This window comes from Pseudomonas imperatae, from assembly GCF_057128625.1.
Map to the genome: position 1 here is coordinate 238,686 of NZ_JBSKHP010000003.1, position 20,635 is coordinate 259,320.

Annotated in this window: 14 protein-coding genes; 1 reads left to right on the forward strand and 13 read right to left on the reverse strand. The window is 63.6% G+C overall.

Annotated elements, in window-relative coordinates; genetic code table 11:
- Positions 1-87: 87 nt before the first annotated feature.
- The 11 genes from hemE to ACWKWX_RS05785 all read right to left on the reverse strand — a co-directional run bounded on the left by hemE (position 88) and on the right by ACWKWX_RS05785 (position 15,986).
- Positions 88-1,152 (reverse strand): uroporphyrinogen decarboxylase, encoded by a 1,065-nt coding sequence (gene hemE, locus ACWKWX_RS05735; RefSeq protein ID WP_416422064.1) that lies wholly within the window; start codon positions 1,150-1,152, stop codon positions 88-90.
- Positions 1,153-1,361: 209 nt separating this feature from the next.
- Positions 1,362-2,780, reverse strand: coding sequence for an FAD-dependent oxidoreductase (locus tag ACWKWX_RS05740; protein WP_158154464.1), 1,419 nt, complete (start codon positions 2,778-2,780; stop codon positions 1,362-1,364).
- Between the two features lie 32 nt (positions 2,781-2,812).
- Positions 2,813-7,261, reverse strand: coding sequence for a glutamate synthase large subunit (gltB, locus tag ACWKWX_RS05745; RefSeq protein WP_483827202.1), 4,449 nt, complete (start codon positions 7,259-7,261; stop codon positions 2,813-2,815).
- Between the two features lie 396 nt (positions 7,262-7,657).
- A complete protein-coding gene (locus ACWKWX_RS05750) occupies positions 7,658-9,277 on the reverse strand; it encodes an SPOR domain-containing protein (RefSeq protein ID WP_416422062.1) in 1,620 nt (539 codons plus the stop codon).
- Positions 9,278-9,291: 14 nt separating this feature from the next.
- Entirely contained in the window at positions 9,292-10,389 is a 1,098-nt protein-coding gene (gene aroB, locus ACWKWX_RS05755) for a 3-dehydroquinate synthase (RefSeq protein WP_483827203.1), read from the reverse strand.
- A 131-nt stretch (positions 10,390-10,520) separates the two neighbouring features.
- Positions 10,521-11,039: a shikimate kinase AroK gene (gene aroK, locus ACWKWX_RS05760; protein ID WP_416422060.1), complete on the reverse strand. Its 519-nt coding sequence runs from the start codon at positions 11,037-11,039 to the stop codon at positions 10,521-10,523.
- Positions 11,040-11,043: 4 nt separating this feature from the next.
- Positions 11,044-13,137: a type IV pilus secretin PilQ gene (locus tag ACWKWX_RS05765; RefSeq protein WP_483827204.1), complete on the reverse strand. Its 2,094-nt coding sequence runs from the start codon at positions 13,135-13,137 to the stop codon at positions 11,044-11,046.
- 35 nt (positions 13,138-13,172) lie between these two features.
- Positions 13,173-13,697 (reverse strand): type 4a pilus biogenesis lipoprotein PilP, encoded by a 525-nt coding sequence (gene pilP / locus ACWKWX_RS05770; protein ID WP_483827205.1) that lies wholly within the window; start codon positions 13,695-13,697, stop codon positions 13,173-13,175.
- Positions 13,694-14,353: a type 4a pilus biogenesis protein PilO gene (pilO, locus tag ACWKWX_RS05775; protein WP_483827206.1), complete on the reverse strand. Its 660-nt coding sequence runs from the start codon at positions 14,351-14,353 to the stop codon at positions 13,694-13,696. The genes pilP and pilO overlap by 4 nt, the downstream gene beginning before the upstream one ends.
- Positions 14,350-14,922, reverse strand: coding sequence for a PilN domain-containing protein (locus ACWKWX_RS05780; RefSeq protein WP_476294841.1), 573 nt, complete (start codon positions 14,920-14,922; stop codon positions 14,350-14,352). Before ACWKWX_RS05780 ends, pilO begins: the two co-directional genes overlap by 4 nt.
- Entirely contained in the window at positions 14,922-15,986 is a 1,065-nt protein-coding gene (locus ACWKWX_RS05785; RefSeq protein WP_483827207.1) for a pilus assembly protein PilM, read from the reverse strand. Before ACWKWX_RS05785 ends, ACWKWX_RS05780 begins: the two co-directional genes overlap by 1 nt.
- A 182-nt stretch (positions 15,987-16,168) precedes the next feature.
- Between ACWKWX_RS05785 and ACWKWX_RS05790 the strand changes: the two genes are divergently transcribed.
- The gene (locus ACWKWX_RS05790; protein WP_476294842.1) at positions 16,169-18,601 is read left to right on the forward strand and encodes a penicillin-binding protein 1A; all 2,433 of its coding nucleotides are present in this window, start codon (positions 16,169-16,171) and stop codon (positions 18,599-18,601) included.
- Between the two features lie 174 nt (positions 18,602-18,775).
- On the opposite strand, the gene ACWKWX_RS05795 is transcribed toward ACWKWX_RS05790, so the two are convergent.
- Entirely contained in the window at positions 18,776-20,044 is a 1,269-nt protein-coding gene (locus ACWKWX_RS05795) for a malic enzyme-like NAD(P)-binding protein (protein WP_416422053.1), read from the reverse strand.
- A gap of 257 nt (positions 20,045-20,301) precedes the next feature.
- Positions 20,302-20,520, reverse strand: a complete 219-nt coding sequence (gene rpmE / locus ACWKWX_RS05800) for a 50S ribosomal protein L31 (protein ID WP_158154476.1) — start codon at positions 20,518-20,520, stop codon at positions 20,302-20,304.
- Between the last annotated feature and the right edge of the window lie 115 nt (positions 20,521-20,635).

The window sequence follows — 20,635 nt, forward strand, 5'->3', positions numbered from 1 at the left end:
CGAGTGTACGGAGGCGTCCTAGGACGCTACTGTCAGACGTTTCCTAATGCTTGAAGGAAAAGTCCTTAGCAATCGTCAGTAATGACGTTACTGGTGGTACTGCGCCGAGAACTCATGCACCGCGTTGATGAACGCGCCTGCATGCTCCGGGTCCACTTCCGGGGTGATGCCGTGGCCCAGGTTGAACACGTGGCCAGTGCCGTTGCCGTAGCTGGCCAGGATGCGCGCCACTTCGGCGCGGATGGCTTCGGGCTTGGCGTACAGCACGGTGGGGTCCATGTTGCCTTGCAGGGCCACCTTGTTACCCACGCGGCGGCGGGCTTCGCCCAGGTCGCAGGTCCAGTCCAGGCCCAGCGCGTCGGCGCCGGCGTCGGCGATGCTTTCCAGCCACAGGCCGCCGTTCTTGGTGAACAGGATGACCGGCACCTTGCGGCCTTCGTGCTCGCGGATCAGGCCGCTGACGATTTTCTTCATGTAAGCCAGCGAGAACTCCTGGTACGCCGCGGCCGACAGGTTGCCGCCCCAGGTGTCGAAGATCTGCACGGCCTGGGCGCCGGCCAGGATCTGGCCGTTGAGGTAGCTGGTGACCGACTGGGCCAACTTGTCCAGCAGCAGGTGCATGGCGTGCGGGTTGTCGTAGAGCATGGCCTTGGTCTTGCGGAAGTCTTTCGACGAGCCGCCTTCGACCATGTAGGTGGCCAGGGTCCAGGGGCTGCCCGAGAAGCCGATCAGCGGCACGCGGCCGTTGAGCTCGCGGCGGATGGTGCTGACGGCGTCCATCACGTAGCCCAGGTCCTTTTGCGGATCGGGGATCGGCAGCGCCTCGATGTCGGCCAGGGTGCTGACCACTTTCTTGAAGCGTGGGCCTTCGCCGGTCTCGAAGTACAGGCCCTGGCCCATGGCATCGGGGATGGTGAGGATGTCGGAGAACAGGATGGCCGCATCCAGCGGGTAGCGCTCCAGCGGTTGCAGGGTGACTTCGCAGGCGAACGCCGGGTTCATGCACAGGCTCATGAAATCACCGGCCTTGGCGCGGCTGGCGCGGTATTCAGGCAGGTAGCGACCGGCCTGACGCATCATCCACACGGGGGTGACGTCGACGGGTTGCTTGAGCAGGGCACGAAGGAAACGGTCGTTCTTCAGGGCAGTCATGGGAGCATCCGGCAGATAAGTGCCAGCATTTTCCCAGACTGGAACGCAAAAGGCACGGCGTGTGCCGTGCCTTTTATCTATCGAGGCGATTTGCCACAACCCACCGGCATCACAAACAACCGTGGGAGCTGGCTTGCCGGCGAGCTTTTCAGGGCCTCAACAACTCGCTGGCAAGCCAGCTCCCACAGGAGCCGGCCAGTTTCATGGGCTTAGACTTCCAGGTAATCCAGGATCCCTTCGGCGGCGTTGCGGCCTTCGAAGATGGCCGTCACCACCAGGTCAGAACCGCGGACCATGTCGCCACCAGCGAAGATCTTCGGGTTGCTGGTCTGGTGCTTGAACTTGCCCTGTTCCGGGGCCACGACGCGGCCCTGGCTGTCGGTCTGGATGCTGAACTGCTCGAACCACGGCGCCGGGCTTGGACGGAAGCCGAAGGCGATGACCACGGCGTCGGCCGGGATGATCTCTTCGGAACCGGGGATCGGCTCGGGGCTGCGACGGCCACGGGCGTCAGGCTCGCCGAGACGGGTCTCGACAACCTTGACGCCTTCGACCTTGTCTTCGCCGACGATGGCGATAGGCTGGCGGTTGTAGAGGAATTTCACGCCTTCTTCCTTGGCGTTCTTCACCTCTTTGCGCGAGCCCGGCATGTTCGCCTCGTCACGGCGGTAGGCACAGGTAACGGCCTTGGCGCCCTGGCGGATGGAGGTGCGGTTGCAGTCCATCGCGGTGTCGCCGCCGCCCAGTACCACGACCTTCTTGCCCTTCATGTCGACGAAGTCTTCCGGCGACTTTTCAAAGCCCAGGTTGCGGTTGACGTTGGCGATCAGGAAGTCCAGCGCGTCGTGCACGCCCGGCAGGTCTTCGCCCGGGAAGCCGCCCTTCATGTAGGTGTAGGTGCCCATGCCCATGAATACGGCATCGTATTCCTCGAGCAGTTGCTCCATGGTCACGTCCTTGCCCACCTCGGTGTTCAGGCGGAACTCGATGCCCATGCCGGTGAAGACTTCGCGACGATTGCTCAGCACGGTCTTTTCCAGCTTGAACTCGGGGATGCCGAAGGTCAGCAGGCCACCGATTTCCGGGTTCTTGTCGAACACCACCGGGGTCACGCCACCGCGTACCAGCACGTCGGCGCAGCCAAGGCCGGCAGGGCCGGCGCCAATGATGGCGACGCGCTTGCCGGTCGGCTTGACCTTGGACATGTCCGGGCGCCAGCCCATGGCGAACGCGGTGTCGGTGATGTACTTCTCCACCGAACCGATGGTCACCGCGCCGAAGCCGTCGTTGAGGGTGCAGGCACCCTCGCACAGGCGGTCTTGCGGGCACACCCGGCCGCACACTTCAGGCAGGGTGTTGGTCTGGTGCGACAGCTCGGCGGCGGCGAGGATGTTGCCCTCGGCCACCAGCTTCAGCCAGTTGGGAATGAAGTTGTGCACCGGGCACTTCCATTCGCAGTACGGGTTACCGCAACCCAGGCAGCGGTGGGCCTGGTCGGCCGACTGCTGGGGTTTGAAGGGTTCGTAGATTTCCACGAACTCTTTCTTGCGCTGACGCAACAGTTTCTTCTTCGGATCCTTGCGCCCGACCTCGATGAACTGGAAGTCATTATTCAGACGTTCAGCCATTTTAAAACCTCATCAACTTCTTCAGGCGCATATCACTGCGGGTTGGCACGGGTGCTGGTGAGCAACGATTTCAAGCTGGCAGCCTTGGGCTTGACCAACCAGAAACGGCGCAGGTAGTCGTCCAGGTTTTCCCAGACGTTACGGCCCCACTCGCTATCGGTTTCTGCCACGTATTCGGCCAGCACGCGTTCGATGTGGCTGCGGTAGGCCTCCATCGCTTCGCCGCTGATGCGCTGGATTTCCACCAGTTCGTGGTTGACGCGGTCAACGAAGCTGTTGTCCAGGTCCAGCACGTAGGCGAAACCACCGGTCATCCCGGAGCCGAAGTTGTAGCCGGTCTTGCCCAGTACGCAGACAAAACCACCGGTCATGTATTCACAGCAGTGATCGCCAGTGCCTTCCACCACCGTGTGGGCACCGGAGTTACGCACGGCGAAGCGCTCGCCCGCGGTACCGGCGGCGAACAGCTTGCCGCCCGTGGCGCCGTACAGGCAGGTGTTGCCGATGATGGCGCTGTCCTGGGTCTTGAACGGGCTGCCTTTGGGCGGAACGATCACCAGCTTGCCGCCGGTCATGCCCTTGCCCACGTAGTCGTTGGCGTCGCCTTCCAGGTACATGTTCAAGCCACCGGCGTTCCACACGCCGAAGCTCTGGCCTGCGGTGCCGTTGAAGCGGAAGGTCACAGGCGCGTTGGCCATGCCCTGGTTGCCGTAGGCACGGGCGATTTCACCCGAGATACGGGCACCGATCGAACGGTCGCAGTTGCAGATGTCCAGGCTGTAGTCGCCGCCGGACTTGGCAGCGATGGCGCCCTTGGCCATTTCGACCATTTGCTCGGCCAGCAGGCCCTGGTCGAACGGCGGGTTGCGGTCCACTTCGCAGAATTGCGGCTTGTCGGCCGGAATGTGCGAGCTGCCCAGCAGCGGCGTCAGGTCCAGGTGGTTCTGCTTGGCGGTCTGGCCTTCCAGCACTTCGAGCAGGTCGGTACGCCCGATCAGCTCGCCCAGCGAGCGCACGCCCAGCTTGGCCAGCCACTCACGGGTTTCTTCAGCCACGTAGGTGAAGAAGTTGATGACCATGTCGACGGTGCCGATGTAGTGGTCCTTGCGCAGCTTGTCGTTCTGGGTGGCTACGCCGGTGGCGCAGTTGTTCAGGTGGCAGATGCGCAGGTATTTGCAGCCCAGGGCGATCATCGGCGCGGTGCCGAAGCCGAAGCTCTCGGCGCCGAGGATGGCTGCCTTGATCACGTCCAGGCCGGTTTTCAGGCCGCCGTCGGTCTGTACCCGCACCTTGCCGCGCAGGTCGTTGCCGCGCAGGGTCTGGTGGGTCTCGGCCAGGCCCAGCTCCCACGGTGCGCCCGCGTACTTGATGGAGGTCAGTGGCGAGGCACCGGTACCGCCGTCATAGCCGGAGATGGTGATCAGGTCGGCATAGGCCTTGGCCACGCCGGCGGCGATGGTACCCACGCCTGCCTCGGCCACCAGCTTCACCGAAACCAGTGCGGCCGGGTTGACCTGTTTCAGGTCAAAGATCAGCTGCGACAAGTCTTCGATGGAGTAGATGTCGTGGTGCGGCGGTGGCGAGATCAGGGTCACGCCCGGTACCGCGTAGCGCAGCTTGGCGATCAGGCCGTTGACCTTGCCGCCTGGCAGTTGGCCGCCCTCGCCCGGCTTGGCGCCCTGGGCTACCTTGATCTGCAGCACTTCGGCGTTGACCAGGTATTCGGGGGTAACACCGAAACGGCCGGTGGCCACCTGCTTGATCTTGGAGCTGCGGATGGTGCCATAGCGGGCCGGGTCTTCGCCGCCCTCACCGGAGTTGGAGCGCGCGCCCAGACGGTTCATGGCTTCGGCCAGGGCTTCGTGAGCCTCGGGCGACAGCGCACCCAGCGAGATACCCGCCGAGTCGAAACGTTGCAGGATGGCTTCCAGCGGCTCGATCTCGTCGATCGACAGCGGGGTGTCCAGTTCCTTGACCTTGAACAGGTCGCGGATCATCGACACCGGGCGGTTGTCCACCAGCGACGTGTATTCCTTGAACTTGGCGTAGTCGCCCTGCTGCACGGCGGCTTGCAGGGTGTTGACCACGTCAGGGTTGTAGGCGTGGTATTCGCCACCGTGCACGAACTTCAGCAGGCCGCCTTGCTGGATCGGCTTGCGCGCGCTCCAGGCTTCGACGGACAGGGCTTTCTGTTCGGCTTCGATGTCGACGAAGCGCGCGCCCTTGATGCGGCTTGGCACGCCACGGAAGCTGAGGTTGCAGACTTCCTCGGACAGGCCGATGGCCTCGAACAGTTGCGCACCGCGGTACGAGGCCACGGTGGAGATGCCCATCTTCGACAGGATCTTCAGCAGGCCCTTGGTGATGCCCTTGCGGTAGTTCTTGAACACCTCGTAGAGGTCGCCCAGCACTTCACCGGTACGGATCAGGTCGCCCAGCACTTCGTAGGCCAGGAACGGATAGACCGCCGAGGCGCCGAAGCCGATCAGCACCGCGAAGTGGTGCGGGTCGCGTGCCGTGGCGGTTTCCACCAGGATGTTGCTGTCGCAACGCAGGCCTTTCTCGGTCAGGCGGTGGTGCACCGCGCCGGTGGCCAGCGAGGCGTGAACCGGCAGCTTGCCCGGGGCAATGTGACGGTCGCTGAGCACGATCTGGGTGTGGCCGGCACGCACGGCTTCTTCGGCCTGGTCGGCGATGTTGCGCACGGCCGCTTCCAGGCCCACGCTTTCGTCGTAGTTCAGGTCGATGATCTGCCGCTCGAAGCCTGGCAGGTCGAGGTTCATCAGCGAGCGCCACTTGGCCGGGGAAATGACCGGCGAGCTGAGGATCACGCGCGAAGCGTGCTCAGGCGACTCCTGGAAGATGTTGCGCTCGGCGCCCAGGCAGATTTCCAGGGACATCACGATCGCTTCGCGCAGCGGGTCGATCGGCGGGTTGGTGACCTGCGCGAACTGCTGGCGGAAATAGTCGTACGGGGTGCGCACGCGCTGGCTCAGCACCGCCATCGGCGTGTCGTCGCCCATGGAGCCCACGGCCTCGTAGCCCTGCTCGCCCAGCGGGCGCAGCACCTGGTCACGCTCCTCGAAGGTGACCTGGTACATTTTCATGTACTGCTTGAGCTGCTCGGGGTTATAGAAGGACGACCCGTGGTCGTTGTCTTCCATGGTGGCCTGGATGCGCAGGGCGCTCTTGCGCAGCCACTGCTTGTACGGGTGGCGCGACTTCAGGCGGTTGTCGATGGCATCGGTGTCGAGGATCTGGCCGGTTTCGGTGTCCACGGCGAAGATCTGGCCCGGGCCGACGCGGCCCTTGGCCACGACGTCTTCAGGCTTGTAGTTCCACACGCCGATTTCCGACGCCAGGGTGATGTAGCCGTTCTTGGTGGTCACCCAGCGGGCCGGGCGCAGGCCGTTGCGGTCCAGCAGGCAGACGGCATGGCGACCTTCGGTCAGCACCACGCCGGCCGGGCCGTCCCACGGCTCCATGTGCATGGAGTTGTACTCATAGAACGCCCGCAGGTCGGGGTCCATGGTCTCGACGTTCTGCCAGGCTGGCGGAATCAGCATGCGCACGCCACGGAACAGGTCGATGCCGCCGGTGACCATCAGCTCCAGCATGTTGTCCATGCTCGAGGAGTCGGAACCCACGCGGTTGACCAGCGGGCCCAGCTCTTCCAGGTCCGGGATCAGGTCGTTGGCGAACTTGGTGCGACGGGCCTGGGCCCAGTTGCGGTTGCCGGTGATGGTGTTGATCTCGCCGTTGTGGGCGAGGAAACGGAACGGCTGCGCCAACGGCCACTTCGGCAGGGTGTTGGTGGAGAAGCGCTGGTGGAAGACCGCGATGGCGGTCTTCATGCGCTCGTCGCTCATGTCCGGGAAGAAGGCGGTGAAGTCCGCCGGCATCATCAGGCCTTTGTAGATGATGGTCTTGTGCGAGAAGCTGCAGATGTAGTGGTCGGTGTCGGCGGCGTTGGCCACGGACGAGCGACGACGGGCGCTGAACAGCTTGATCGCGAATTCCTGGTCGCTCAGGCCTTCGCCACCGATGTACACCTGCTCGATTTTCGGCAGGCGCTCCAGAGCCAGGCGGCCCAGGACGCTGGTGTCGATAGGCACCTGGCGCCAGCCGATCAGGTTCAGGCCGGCTGCCAGGATCTCGCGGTTCATGTTTTCGCGCGCAGCATCGGCGCGGGCGTCGTCCTTGTTCAGGAACACCATGCCCACGGCGTACTGCTTGGGCAGCTCGACGCCGAAGGTTTCCTGGGCGACGGCGCGCAGGAACTGATCGGGCTTCTGCATCAGCAGGCCGCAACCGTCACCGGTCTTGCCGTCCGCGTTGATCCCACCGCGGTGGGTCATGCAGGTCAGGGCTTCGATGGCTGTTTGCAACAGGTGGTGACTGGGTTCGCCGGTCATATGGGCAATCAGCCCAAAGCCACAGTTGTCCTTGAATTCATCGGGTTGGTACAGACCTGTTTTCATAGACACTTTCTCACCAGGCTGCCCCCTTGGGGGACAAATTTCTTTTCAATTCAACCGCTTACCAACCGCGCCGAACGTACGCCAGCTTTGCAGGGGCAAAAGGGAGGTCATTGTACACAGCGACAGGGTCGCCCACAAATTTGCACGGCGACTCCGCACAAAATCATGTCGCAATTCTATAAGTTTTAAGCAAGGTGTTGTGGTAGCAACGATGCTTGAGTCTGAAGCTTATCAGCCTGGACTGCAATGGGGGTAACCACAGACAGTCTGGGACACGAAAGCCTGCCGCGTTCTGCGCAGCAGGCTTGGGGTCGTATCAGGAGACGCTCAGCGGGGTGGCGGGGATGGTGCCACCGGACAAGGCCCCGACCGCCATAGGGTCAGGGCTTGCGGCATTCAGCGCGTCGATGCCAGGTCTTGTTGGACGCTGGCGACACTTCTAGGCCAAGGTTTACCAGCCTGGACCTTCGCTGGCAAGTTCTTGATTGCCGCAACCGCTGCATCGCGGTTGCTGAAGCTGCCGTAGGTGATCACGTACAGGGGTTTGCCCTGCAGGGTTTTCTTGAAGTAGCGGTACTCGCCGCCCTGCTCTTTCACGTAGTTCTGCGCGGTGGCTTCGCTGCTGGTGCCCAGGATCTGCACCACGTAGTTGCCAGCGGCCTGGCCCTTGTACCAGCCAGCGCCAGCGCCGCCTGCGGCAGGCTTGGCAGCGGCCACGGGCTCAGGCTTCTTCTCGACGGCCTTGTGCTCGGGCTTGGCGGTAGCCACCTGTACTGGCGCCTTGTGCACAGGCGCAGGCGCCGGTGCAGGGCGCGCGGCGGCCACGGGGGCAGGCGCGGGGGTTGGCACCGGCACTGGCGTGGCTGCAGGGCCTGCCGGCACGCCAGGTGGCGGCGCGGTGGTGGTCACAGTGGGCGGCGCCGAGGAACCGTGGGCAATTGGCGTGGTTTCCTCGCCATCACCCGAACCTGCGGCCTCGGCCAGCGGGCCACGCATCACGGGCTGCGACTGGCCGACCAGCGGCAGCGGCATGGGCTTGGAGTTGCCGGCGAACTCGATGGCGGCGTTGCTGCCGTCCTGGTTCGGCTGGGCGTTGCCCGGCGTGCCCTGGCCCAGCGGCAGCTGCGCCTGTTCGGTAGCCGGCGCTGTAGGCGCGTTGGCAGACTTGCGGCCCGGCAGCAGGGCCGCCGCAGCCACGGCGATCACCACAACCCCGGTCAGTGCCAGTACGTGTTTTTTCGGCATTTTGAACCCCATAGATGGACGCTTCACCGCCGAGCGGCTAGCGATCATGGCCTCGATCATTGCATCACGGGCGACCTGGTTGATTGCGCCGGGCCAGCCTTCGGAATTTTCGTGAATGTCGGCAATCTGATCATTGGTAAAGAGTTGGATCCCCTGCCCTGCCCCTTCCAGACGCTGGGCCAGGTACTCGCGGGTTTCCTCGACGCTGTACGGTTGCAGCTCGATAACGTGGAACAGCTCCTGCTCGGCGCTCAGCTGCTCCAGCCCGTCGATCACCGACGCCTCGCCGAACAGGAACACGTGGGGGCGGCCTTCCGGGGTACCGGCTGCCAACGTCAGCAGGGCTTCGAGTGCGGATTCCTCAAGTTGTTCCGCATCGTCCACCAGCAAATACACTTCCTGGCCGGTCAGGGCCAGCTGTACTACCTGGGCCAGGATGGCCTGGGTGTCGGCCTTGGCCAGGTTCAGCGCCTGGGCCACTTGGGCCAGTACGCTGGCCACGTCGCCGGCGCCGCGGGCCGATACCACCACGCTCTGCACCGACTGCTTGTTGGTGCTGGCCACCAGGGCCTGGCGCAGCAGGGTCTTGCCGCTGCCCTCGGGGCCGGTGACTACCAGCAGCAGCTGGCTGTAGCGCGCCAGGTGGTGCAGCTGCCCCAGCACCGGCTTGCGCTGGGCGGGGAAGAACTTGAAGCCCGGGACACGGGCCGCAAAGGGGTCGTGGTCCAGTTGGTAGTGGCCCAGAAAGGCCTCATCGGCGTGCAGTGTCATCGAACTCTATTACCTCAAAGCGAAGCCGCGATGGCGCGGTAATCCGCCGCCAGCGTGGCTTGTAGAACTTCAGTTGGATAATCGTCGGTCACCACGGCTTCGCCAAGGTGACGCAACAACACCAGGCGCATGCGGCCATCGATCACTTTCTTGTCGACGGCCATATGCTGGAGAAATTGTGCGGGGGTCATGTCCGCCGGCGGCACCACCGGCAGGCCGGCGCGCTGCATCAGGCGGATGCCGCGGTCGCGGGCCTGCTGGCTGATCCAGCCCAGGCGCATGGACATTTCCAGGGCCATGGCGGTGCCGGCGGCCACGGCTTCACCGTGCAGCCACACGCCGTAGCCCATCTGGGTCTCGATGGCGTGGCCAAAGGTGTGCCCCAGGTTCAGGGTGGCGCGCACGCCGGTCTCGCGCTCGTCGGCGTTGACCACTTCGGCCTTGGCCTCGCAGGAGCGCTTGATGGCGTAGGTCAGGGCGGTCTGGTCCACCGCGCGCAGGGCGTCGACATTGTCTTCCAGCCAGCCCAGGAACGGCTCGTCGCAGATCAGCCCGTACTTGATCACCTCGGCAAGGCCTGCGGACAGCTCGCGCGCCGGCAGGGTCTTGAGGCTGGCGGTATCGATGACCACGGCGTTGGGCTGGTAGAACGCGCCCACCATGTTCTTGCCCAGCGGGTGGTTGATGCCGGTCTTGCCGCCCACCGACGAATCGACCTGGGACAGCAGCGTGGTAGGCACCTGGATGAAATCGACGCCGCGCTGGTAGCAGGCTGCGGCAAAGCCGGCCATATCACCGACCACGCCGCCGCCCAGGGCGATGATGGTGGTGCGACGGTCATGACGGGCGGTCAACAGGCCATCGAAGATGAGCTGCAGGGTTTCCCAGTTCTTGTAGGCCTCGCCGTCCGGCAGGACCACGGAGGTCACCGAGAAGGCGCCCAGGGCGCGGCTCAGCTGTTCCAGGTAGAGGGGGCCGACGGTCTCGTTGGTGACGATGGCCACCTGACGACCGGCAATGTGCGGTGCCAGCAACTCGGGTTGGCCCAGCAGGCCTTCGCCAATGTAGATCGGGTAGCTGCGCTCACCCAGTTCGACCTTGATTGTCTGCATGTTTCCCCACAGTGAAGCCGGGCCCGTCGCCCTGTCTCAGGATTTATTATTTGTCGACATGCACCCTGGCTGGCAAGCCGGGGCGATGCCGAGGATAGCGCATTTGCGCGGGCACTCCATGACGATTCGCGTCAGCGGGGCGGCAACTGCGCCAGCCGTTCGAGAATGTCGAGCACCACCATGCGTGGCGGCCGCTCGTCGGTTTCCACGATCAGGTCGGCGATTTCCCGATAAAGCGGGTCGCGCACGGCCAGCAGCGCACGCAGCGTGCCCGCAGGGTCGGCGGTGCGCAGCAGTGGCCGGTTGCGGTCACGGGCGGTGCGGCCCACCTGCTGCTCCACGGAGGCATGCAGGTAGACCACGCGGCCACCGGCGTGCAGGGCCTGGCGGTTTTCACCGCGCATCACCGCACCGCCACCGGTGGCCAGCACCAGCCCGTCATAGCCGCACAGCTCGGCCAGCATGGCCTGCTCGCGGTCACGGAAACCGGCTTCGCCTTCTTGATCGAAGATCCAAGGAATGTTCGCACCCGTGCGCAGTTCAATTTCCTTGTCGGAATCCTTGAACGGTAACCGGAGCTCTTTGGCCAGCAATCGACCAATGGTGCTCTTACCGGCACCCATTGGCCCAACAAGTATCAAATTTCGCACAGAATCAACGACTCACAGCAATCGCCTGGTTATTCATGATACGCGGAGTGAGGAACACCAGCAGCTCGGTTTTTGCCTCAGACACGGTATCCGATCGAAACAGGCGGCCAAGATACGGCACATCACCGAGAAATGGCACCTTGTCTGTCGTTTTAGTTTGGGTATTGGAGAAAACACCGCCAATTACCACTGTTTCGCCATCATTGACCAGGACCTTGGCCTTCACCTCGTTCTTCTTGATCGGCGGCACGCCGTTGAGCTCGTTGGCGTAGTCGGGCTCATCCTTGTTGACCTTCACGTCCATGATGATGCGGTTGTCCGGGGTGATCTGCGGCGTCACCTCCAACGACAGCGAGGCCTCCTTGAACGCCACCGAGGTGGCACCGCTGGACGAGGACTCCTGGTACGGCACTTCGGTGCCCTTGATGATGCGCGCGGTTTCCTTGTCCGAGGTCACCACCTTGGGCTGCGACACCACTTCGCCGTTGCCGGTGGCTTCCATGGCACTGAGCTGGAGGTCCAGGGTCAGGTTGTTGGACACGTAGCCCAGGCCGATGCCCGAGGTGGCATTGGTGGCACCCAGGTCGACGAAGGTGTTGGTGCTGGTGGTCTGGGTGCCGGCCACGGTCCACTTGCTGCTGCCCGAGCCGTTGGTCGCACCGCTCCAGCTCACGCCCAGGCTCTTGTCGTAGTTGACGTTGGCCTCGACGATGCGCGCCTCGATCATCACCTGGCGCACCGGAATGTCCAGCTGGGCGACGATACGGCGCAGTTCGTCCAGGCGGTCCTGGGTCTGGTAGGCGATGATGTTGTTGGTGCGGTCATCAACGGTGATCGAGCCACGTTCGTCGGTCTTGACCTTGGAATTGGTCACCGACTGGAACAGCTTGGCGATGTCGGCGGCCTTGGCGTAGTTCACCTGCAGCAGCTCGCGACGCAGCGGCGCCAGCTCCTCGATCTGCTTCTGCGACTCCAGCTCCTGGCGCTCGCGGGCGGCGATTTCCGCTGCCGGCGCCACCAGCAGCACGTTGCCGACCTTGCGCTTGTCGAGGTTCTTGGTCTTGAGCACCAGGTCCAGGGCCTGGTCCCACGGCACGTTCTGCAGGCGCAGGGTGATGCCGCCCTGCACGGTGTCACTGGCCACCAGGTTGAGGTTGGTGAAGTCGGCGATCAGCTGCAGCACCGAACGCACGTCGATGTCCTGGAAATTCAGCGACAGCTTCTGGCCGGTGTACACGAAGCGATCGGCGTTCTTGCGGGCGATGTCCTCGGCGGTGACCTGACGCACGCTGACGGTCAGCTTGTTGTCGGTCTGGAACACCGAATAATCGAAGGTGCCGCCCGGCTCGATGGTCACGGTGGCGGTGTCCGCCGAGGCCGTGGAGTTGACGAACTGTACGGGGGTGGCGAAGTCCTTGACGTCCAGGCGCACGCGCAGCGGCTCAGGCAGCTGGGTCTTGGGGAAGGTCAGGACGATCTTGTTGCCCTGCTCCTGGATATCGGGGCTGATGCTTGGGTCGCTGAGGTCGAGCACCACGTTGCCTTCGCCCTGCTCGCCGCGCTGGAAGTCGACGTTGCGAATGGCGCGGCCGGCTGGCTGGCCGTACACCGGGCGCGACGGCGCCGCACTGGCCACCGCAGTGCGTGGCAGCGCGCCAACCGGGGCAGCGGCGGCAGGCGCCGGGGCACGGGCCACCGAGCCACCCACCAGGTTGCTGGCGCCCTGGCCGATCATCACGAACAGGTTGTTGCCTTCCACGCGGGTGCCATAGGGCGCCAGGTTGGTGAGGTTGACGATCAGCCGGGTGCGGTCCTTGGCTTCCACCACGGTCACGCTGCGGGCGTTGCCCACGCCCAGGTCACGGGTCTTGGTGGCCAGGCCGTTGGTCACCCCGGGCAGGTCCAGGGCAATGCGCGCCGGCTGGTCGGTGGTGTAGCCGCGTGGCGCCGGCACGGGGGCGTCGAAGGTCAGCTTGAGCTCAACCCGGTCCCCTGGCAACGCCGCCACATCCAGTGTTTTCAGGGTGGCCGCCATCAAGGCAGGCGAAAGCAGCGCCATCCATAGCGAGAGACCAAGGGCTGAAAGCATCCTATTCATTATCGATTTCCACTATGCGTGCGTGACCAGGCCCGTTATGAGCGTTCTTTCAAAGTGATGGTGCGCGGCCGTTCCAGCCAGCCGCCCTCGCCATCGGGGACAATCTCGACCACGTCGACCTGCGAATCGGTGATCGACACGATTCGCCCTTCGTTGCGGCCCAGGTAGTCGCCCACCTTCATGCGGTAAACCCCACCGGCGCCCTTCATCAGGGCGAACTTGCCGGTTTCGTTGGCCAGCGTGCCGACCATTTCAAACTGCTCGATGTTGAAGCCTTCCAGGAACTGCTTGACCCGGGTGGGATCGGGCTTGACCGGCTTGGCGCCCTTCTGCCGGTGCGCCAGGTCGATCTTGACCGGCGGCTGGAAGGGGCTGCGCAAGGCCGAGGCCTGGTAGGTGAACGGCTCGTAGGGGGCGAACTTGGGGATCGGCTCGATCGTCCCCCGCGGCCGTGCCTTGACACCATCCATGTAGGCTTTCAGGTCATCGAAATCGCCGTTGCCACAGCCGGAAAGCAGGGCCATGAAACCGATCAGCACAAGGCTGCATGCTGCCCTCATTTGGCCGCTCCCTTGTCCTGGGCCGGGCCCGGCCCCTTGTCCTTGTCACTGTCGTGGTAGCGGTAGGTCTTGGCCAGGATGTTCATGCGCAGCAACGTGGTGTTGCCGTCGACCACCGGCTTCACCTCGAAGTCATGCAGGGTGACGATGCGCGGCAGGCTCGACACGCCGCTGACGAAGGTGCCCAGGTCGTGATAGTTGCCGGTCACGGTGATCTGGATGGGCAGCTCCACGTAGAACTGCTGGGTGACCTCGGGCAACAGCTTGATTTCCTCGAACTCCAGGCCGCTGCCCAGGCCGGTACGGGTGATGTCTTCCAGCAGGCCCGGCACCTCGGTGTCGCTGGGCAACTGGCGCAGCATGGCGCCGAAGGAAATTTCCATTTCCTTCATCTGCTGGGTGTAAGCCTCCAGGTTTGCCGCCTGGAACGCCTTGCTGGCGTATTGCTCCTTGAGCGTCTGTTCCTGGGCGCGGGCGCGCTCCAGTTCGTCACCCATGTCGCTGATGTGGAAGTTGTAGCCAAGGGCCAGGATCAACACCATCAGCAGCACCCCGGCGATGCCCTTCATCGCCGGCGGCCAGGAGCCCAGGTTGTTGAAGTCCAGCTCGCTGAGGTTGATCTTGCGCAGGCCGTCCATCCATTCGGAGAAATTCATTTTGCGTTCTCCTCGGTGGCGGGCGAGGTCTGGCGGACCGTGAGCTGGAAATTATTGCTGTTGGTCTGCTGCTGGTCCGCACCCTGTTTGGCCTTGACCTCGGTCAGGCTGGGGGCGGCCATCCACGGCGAAGCTTCCATGTTGCGCATCAAGTCCGATACACGATTGTTGGATTCAGCCGAACCGGACACGGCAATGCTCTTGTCGGTCATCTTCACGTCGGTGAAATACACCCCGTCCGGCACGGTGCGCGCCAGCTGGTCGAACAGGTGGCCGATGATCGGGCGGTTGGCCTGCAGGTCCTGGATGATCTTCATGCGCTCGATCAGTTGCTTGCGCCGCGCCTTCAGCTCGGCGATCTGCTTGATGCGCTCGTCCAGGGCGGTGATCTGCGTCTGGATGTAGGCGTTGCGGGCGTTCTGCTGATCGATGGCATGGCTGTAGTACTGGTCGGCCAGCAGGATGATGCCGACACCGCCCACCACCACGCCGGCCAGGGCCAGCAGGAAGCGTTTCTTGCGTTCTTCGCGCAGCTGTTCGCGCCACGGCAGCAGGTTGATGCGCGCCATCAGTCAAAACTCCTCAACGCCAGGCCGCAGGCAATCATCAGCGCTGGCGCGTCACTGGCCAGGGCGCCGGCGTTGACCTTGCTGCTCAGGGCCATGTCGGCAAAGGGGTTGGCGACCATGGCCGGGGTGCCCAGGCGCTGCTGGATCAGCTGGTCGAGGCCGGAAATGGAGGCGGTGCCACCGGCCAGCAGGATGTAGTCGACGTCGTTGTGCTGGCCGGCAGCGAAGAAGAACTGCAGCGAGCGCGAGACCTGCTGCACCACGGCGTCCTTGAACGGCTGCAGCACCTCGGCCACGTAGTCGTCAGGCAGGCCGCCCTGTTTCTTGGCCAGGCCCGCCTCTTCCATGGACAGCCCGTAGCGGCGCTGGATTTCCTCGGTGAGCTGGCGGCCGCCGAACAGCTGTTCGCGGGTGTAGATGATGCGGCCGTTGTGCAGCACGCTGAGGGTGGTCATGGTGGCGCCGATGTCGACCACGGCCACGGTCAGCGGGCCCTCGCCCTCCATCAGCGTCGGTTCCAGCAGGCCGAAGGCGCGCTCCAGGGCGTAGGCCTCGACGTCGACCACGCGCGCGGTCAGGCCGGCCAGGGCCAGGGCCGCCTCGCGCACCTCGACGTTTTCCTTGCGGCAGGCCGCCAGCAGCACGTCCACCCGTTCGGGGTTGCGCGCCGAATAGCCCTGCACCTCGAAGTCGATGGCGACCTCTTCAAGCGGGTAGGGAATGTATTGATCGGCCTCGACCTTGAGCTGGTTTTCCATTTCGTCTTCGGAAAGCGCAGCGTCCATCTCGATGGTCTTGGTAATGACAGCGGAACCTGCGACCGCCACGGCCACGGTCCTGGCGTTGGTGCGGGCCTTGACCAGCACGCGTGACAAGGCCTGGCCCACGCCCTCGAGCTCCGCGATGTTCTTTTCCACCACCGCGTTGGCCGGGAGGGGCTCAACCGCGTAGGCTTCGACTCTGAACCGGTTGCCGGAGCGACTGAGCTCCAGAAGCTTCACCGATGTCGAGCTGATGTCGATCCCCAAAAGCGAATTTGCTTTCTTGCCGAAGAGTCCAAGCACGCCCGATTCCCTATCATTATCCGTGACTTACGGACCACTTATAGTACGAAGCATTTAATAGCAGTCTTGACAGAAGCGCAAATAACGCTCTGTGTCTAAAAATGCTTATAATGCCCAGCACTTTTGCCCTTGTCGCCGTGCCTTGCGCGTAACCCATTCTTTTATCTGGAAATCCAAAAGCCTTGATACGCCTGCTGAAGTTTTTCTGGTGGTCCTTCGTCGCCGTTTTCTGTGGCCTGCTGCTCGGCCTGAGCGGTGCCTACCTGTATCTTAGCCCCAGCCTGCCGTCTGTAGACGCGCTCAAGAGCGTGCAGCTACAGATACCGCTGCGGGTGTACAGCAGCGACAACAAGTTGATCGCTGAGTTTGGCGAAATGCGCCGTTCTCCAATCAAGTTCGCCGAAATTCCGCCGCACTTCATTCAAGCGCTGCTGTCGGCCGAAGACGATAATTTCGCCAATCACTACGGTGTGGATCCCAGCAGCCTGATGCGCGCCGCCGGCCAGCTGTTCAGCAGCGGCCACATTCAGACGGGCGGTAGTACCATCACCATGCAGGTGGCCAAGAACTACTTCCTGAGCAGTGAGCGTAGCTTCTCCCGCAAGGCCACGGAGATTCTCCTGGCCCTGCAGATCGAACGCCAGCTGACCAAGGATGAAATTCTCGAGCTGTACGTGAACAAGATCTACCTGGGCAACCGCGCCTACGGCATCGATGCCGCGTCGCAGGTGTACTACGGCAAGTCGATCCGCGACATCAGCCTGGCGCAGATGGCCATGATCGCCGGCCTGCCCAAGGCGCCGTCGCGCTTCAACCCGCTGGCCAACCCGGTGCGCGCCAAGGAGCGCCGCGACTGGATCCTGGGCCGCATGTACAAGCTGGGCAAGATCACCCAGGACGAATACCAGACCGCCCTGGCCGAGCCGATCAACGCCAGCTACCACGTGCCGACCCCGGAAGTGAACGCGCCGTGGATCGCCGAGATGGCCCGCGCCGAGATGGTCGGCCGCTACGGCAGCGACGCCTACACCGAAGGCTTCCGCGTCACCACCACGGTGCCCAGCAACCTGCAGGAAGACGCCAACGCTGCCGTCTCCGCCGGCCTGATCGAATACGACCAGCGCCACGGCTACCGCGGCCCCGAATCGCGCCTGCCGGGCAAGACCCGCGACGCCTGGCTGCAGGAGCTGGCCAAGCAACGGCCGCTCAACGGCCTGGAGCCGGCGATCGTCACCCAGGTGGATAAAGGCGGCCTGAGCGTGCTCAACCGCAACGGCGAGCAGCAGCACGTAGCCTGGGACACCATGAAGTGGGCCCGCCCCTTCCTCAACACCAACAGCCAGGGCCGCGCCCCAGGGCAGCCCTCGGACGTGGCCCAGGTGGGCGACCTGATTCGCGTGCAGCCACAGCCGGACGGCACCCTGAAATTCAGCCAGGTGCCGACGGTGCAGAGCGCGCTGGTGTCGCTTGACCCGCAGAACGGCGCCATCCGCGCCCTGGTGGGCGGCTTTGCCTTCGAGCAGAGCAACTACAACCGCGCCGTGCAGGCCAAGCGCCAGCCAGGCTCCAGCTTCAAGCCGTTCATCTATTGCGCGGCGCTGGACAACGGCTACACCCCGGCCACTTTGGTCAACGACGCCCCCATCGTGTTCGCCGACGCCAACATGGACAACGTCTGGCGGCCGAAGAACGACACCAACACCTTCCTGGGCCCCATCCGCCTGCGCGAAGCGCTGTACAAGTCGCGCAACCTGGTGTCGATCCGCGTGCTGCAGGCACTGGGCGTGAACCCGACCATCGACTACATCACCCGCTTCGGCTTCAACAAGCAGGACCTGCCGCCGAACCTGTCGCTGGCCCTAGGTACCGCGACCCTCACACCTATCGAGATCGCCACCGGCTGGAGCACCTTCGCCAATGGCGGCTACAAGGTGTCGCCGTACCTGATCCAGAAGATCGAGAGCCGCAACGGCGACACCCTGTTCGTCGCCAACCCGCCCAGCGTGCCGGCCGACACCAGCGCCGCTGCCACCGCGCCGGGCGTCGCCGCACCGGAGCACTCGCTGATCACCGGCGCCACCAGCCCGGCGCTGACCGAGCCGCCAGCCGTGGCCACCCGGGTGGTCGATGGCCGCACCACGTTCATCCTCAACAGCATGCTCGAGGACGTGATCAAGAAGGGCACCGGCCGCCGCGCCATGGCCCTGGGCCGCAGCGACCTGGCCGGCAAGACCGGTACCACCAACGACTCCAAGGACGCATGGTTCTCGGGCTACAACGCCGACTACATGACCACCGTGTGGACCGGCTTCGACCAGCCTGAAAGCCTGGGCCGCCGTGAGTTCGGTGGCACCGTGGCACTGCCGATCTGGATGAACTACATGGCCGCCGCGCTGAAGGACAAGCCGGCCCACACCCAGGCCGAGCCGGAAGGCATCGTCAGCCTGCGCGTAGACCCGATCAGCGGCCGCGCGGCGACGCCGAGCACGCCGAACGCCTACTTCGAGCTGTTCAAGAGCGAGGACACGCCGCCGTCGGTCAACGAACTGGGCAACGGCAGCGCCCCTGGCAGCCCGCTGCCGGCGGACGAGTCAGCGCCTATCGATCTGTTCTAAGGCGCGCCCAATCCCGTAGCCGCTGCCGCCAGGCTGCGCTGGCCCTGTGCTTCACTGAAGATCTCCAGGGCTCACGCCGGCCAGCGCAGCCTGGCGGCAGCGGCTACACGGATAATGCAAGACCCACAAAAAAGCCCGACTCAATGAGTCGGGCTTTTTTGTTACCGGCTGCGGTTAGCCGTTGAACACGTCATCCACGCTTTTCAGCGGGTAGTTCTTCGGGTACGGCAGGGTAGCCACGCCAGTCTCGATGGCGGCCTTGGCCACGGCGTCGGAGATCACGGTGATCAGGCGAGCGTCCATTGGCTTCGGAATGATGTACTCACGGCCGAACTCCAGGCCGATACCGCCGTAGGCGTCGCACACTTCCTGAGGCACCGGCAGCTTGGCCAGTTCGCGCAGGGCGTTGGCGGCGGCGATCTTCATTTCCTCGTTGATGCGCTTGGCGCGAACGTCCAGGGCACCACGGAAGATGAACGGGAAGCCCAGCACGTTGTTGACCTGGTTCGGGTAGTCCGAACGGCCGGTGGCCATGATCACGTCGCTGCGAGTGGCATGGGCCAGCTCTGGCGAGATTTCCGGGTCCGGGTTCGAGCAGGCGAACACGATCGGGTTGGCCGCCATGCGCTTCAGTTGCTCGGCGCTCAGCAGGTTCGGGCCCGACAGGCCGACGAACACGTCAGCGCCTTCGATGGCGTCGTCCAGGGTGCGCTTGTCAGTGGCGTGGGCGAACACGGCCTTGTACTGGTTCAGGTCGTCACGGCCAGCGTGGATCACGCCGGTGCGGTCGATCATGAAGATGTTCTCGACCTTGGCACCCATGCTCACCAGCAGCTTCATGCAGGAGATGGCCGCAGCGCCAGCGCCCAGGCAGACGATCTTCGCGTCTTCCAGGGTCTTGCCGGCGATTTCCAGGGCGTTGATCATGCCGGCCGCGGTAACGATGGCGGTGCCGTGCTGGTCATCGTGGAACACTGGAATGTCGCACTGTTCGATCAGGGCGCGCTCGATCTCGAAGCACTCGGGTGCCTTGATGTCTTCCAGGTTGATGCCACCGAAGGTGATGGAGATACGCTTGACGGTGTCGATGAAGGCTTGCGGGCTTTCGGAGTCGACTTCGATGTCGAACACGTCAATGCCGGCGAAACGCTTGAACAGAACGCCCTTGCCTTCCATCACTGGCTTGGAAGCCAGTGGGCCCAGGTTACCCAGGCCGAGAATGGCGGTGCCGTCGGAGATGACTGCTACCAGGTTGCCCTTGCCGGTGTACTTGTAGGCCAGCTCTGGGTCGCGACCGATTTCGCGGACCGGCTCGGCCACACCTGGGCTGTAGGCCAGCGACAGGTCACGGGCAGTGGCGGTGGGCTTGGTCAGCTCGACACTCAGTTTCCCAGGACGTGGCTGGGCATGGTACTCGAGAGCGGCAGTTTTCAAATCTGACATTTTGGCGTTCCGCTTGTGCTATGGACTTTTAGAAGCGCCGAGGATACTCGCCCAGCAAACAGGCGACAAGACTGGCCGGTCACTTGGTTTAAGCGCCTGGCTATTGGACTTTGGCCGCAGGGCCACGGCCGGCGGGGCTTGCGACTGTCTACAATTAATTTAATTTATGTGAACAATTCATAGCTTCTATTGTTCAAAAAACAGGCAAAAAAAAGGTGCCCCGAAGGACACCTTTCTTTACCAGCTCGATCGTTAGATCAAACCTTGCGAGCGCCGAAACCGCCGAAACGCTTCTGGAAGCGGTCAACACGGCCGCCGGTGTCCAGAGTTTTCTGCTTACCGGTGTAGAACGGGTGGCATTCGGAGCAAACGTCCAGGCTCAGTGGCTTGCACAGAGTCGAACGGGTCTTGATGACGTTGCCGCAGCTGCAGGTGGCGTCAACGGCTTCGTACGCTGGATGAATTTCTGGTTTCATGGTCACTTCCTCAGGCTGCGTGCCGCCATCCAACACCATTGTTGAATACCGCACGTAATTAGGCCGCGTATCTTATCAGACCTTGTCAAACACGCAAGTTATCGCTTGCACCGAC

Coding starts and splice junctions, on each gene's coding strand:
- hemE (WP_416422064.1), bottom strand. CDS start 1,152: ATGACTGCCCTGAAGAACGACCGTTTCCTTCGTGCCCTGCTCAAGCAA.
- ACWKWX_RS05740 (WP_158154464.1), bottom strand. CDS start 2,780: ATGGCTGAACGTCTGAATAATGACTTCCAGTTCATCGAGGTCGGGCGC.
- gltB (WP_483827202.1), bottom strand. CDS start 7,261: ATGAAAACAGGTCTGTACCAACCCGATGAATTCAAGGACAACTGTGGC.
- ACWKWX_RS05750 (WP_416422062.1), bottom strand. CDS start 9,277: ATGACACTGCACGCCGATGAGGCCTTTCTGGGCCACTACCAACTGGAC.
- aroB (WP_483827203.1), bottom strand. CDS start 10,389: ATGCAGACAATCAAGGTCGAACTGGGTGAGCGCAGCTACCCGATCTAC.
- ACWKWX_RS05765 (WP_483827204.1), bottom strand. CDS start 13,137: ATGAATAGGATGCTTTCAGCCCTTGGTCTCTCGCTATGGATGGCGCTG.
- pilP (WP_483827205.1), bottom strand. CDS start 13,697: ATGAGGGCAGCATGCAGCCTTGTGCTGATCGGTTTCATGGCCCTGCTT.
- pilO (WP_483827206.1), bottom strand. CDS start 14,353: ATGAATTTCTCCGAATGGATGGACGGCCTGCGCAAGATCAACCTCAGC.
- ACWKWX_RS05780 (WP_476294841.1), bottom strand. CDS start 14,922: ATGGCGCGCATCAACCTGCTGCCGTGGCGCGAACAGCTGCGCGAAGAA.
- ACWKWX_RS05795 (WP_416422053.1), bottom strand. CDS start 20,044: ATGTCAGATTTGAAAACTGCCGCTCTCGAGTACCATGCCCAGCCACGT.
- rpmE (WP_158154476.1), bottom strand. CDS start 20,520: ATGAAACCAGAAATTCATCCAGCGTACGAAGCCGTTGACGCCACCTGC.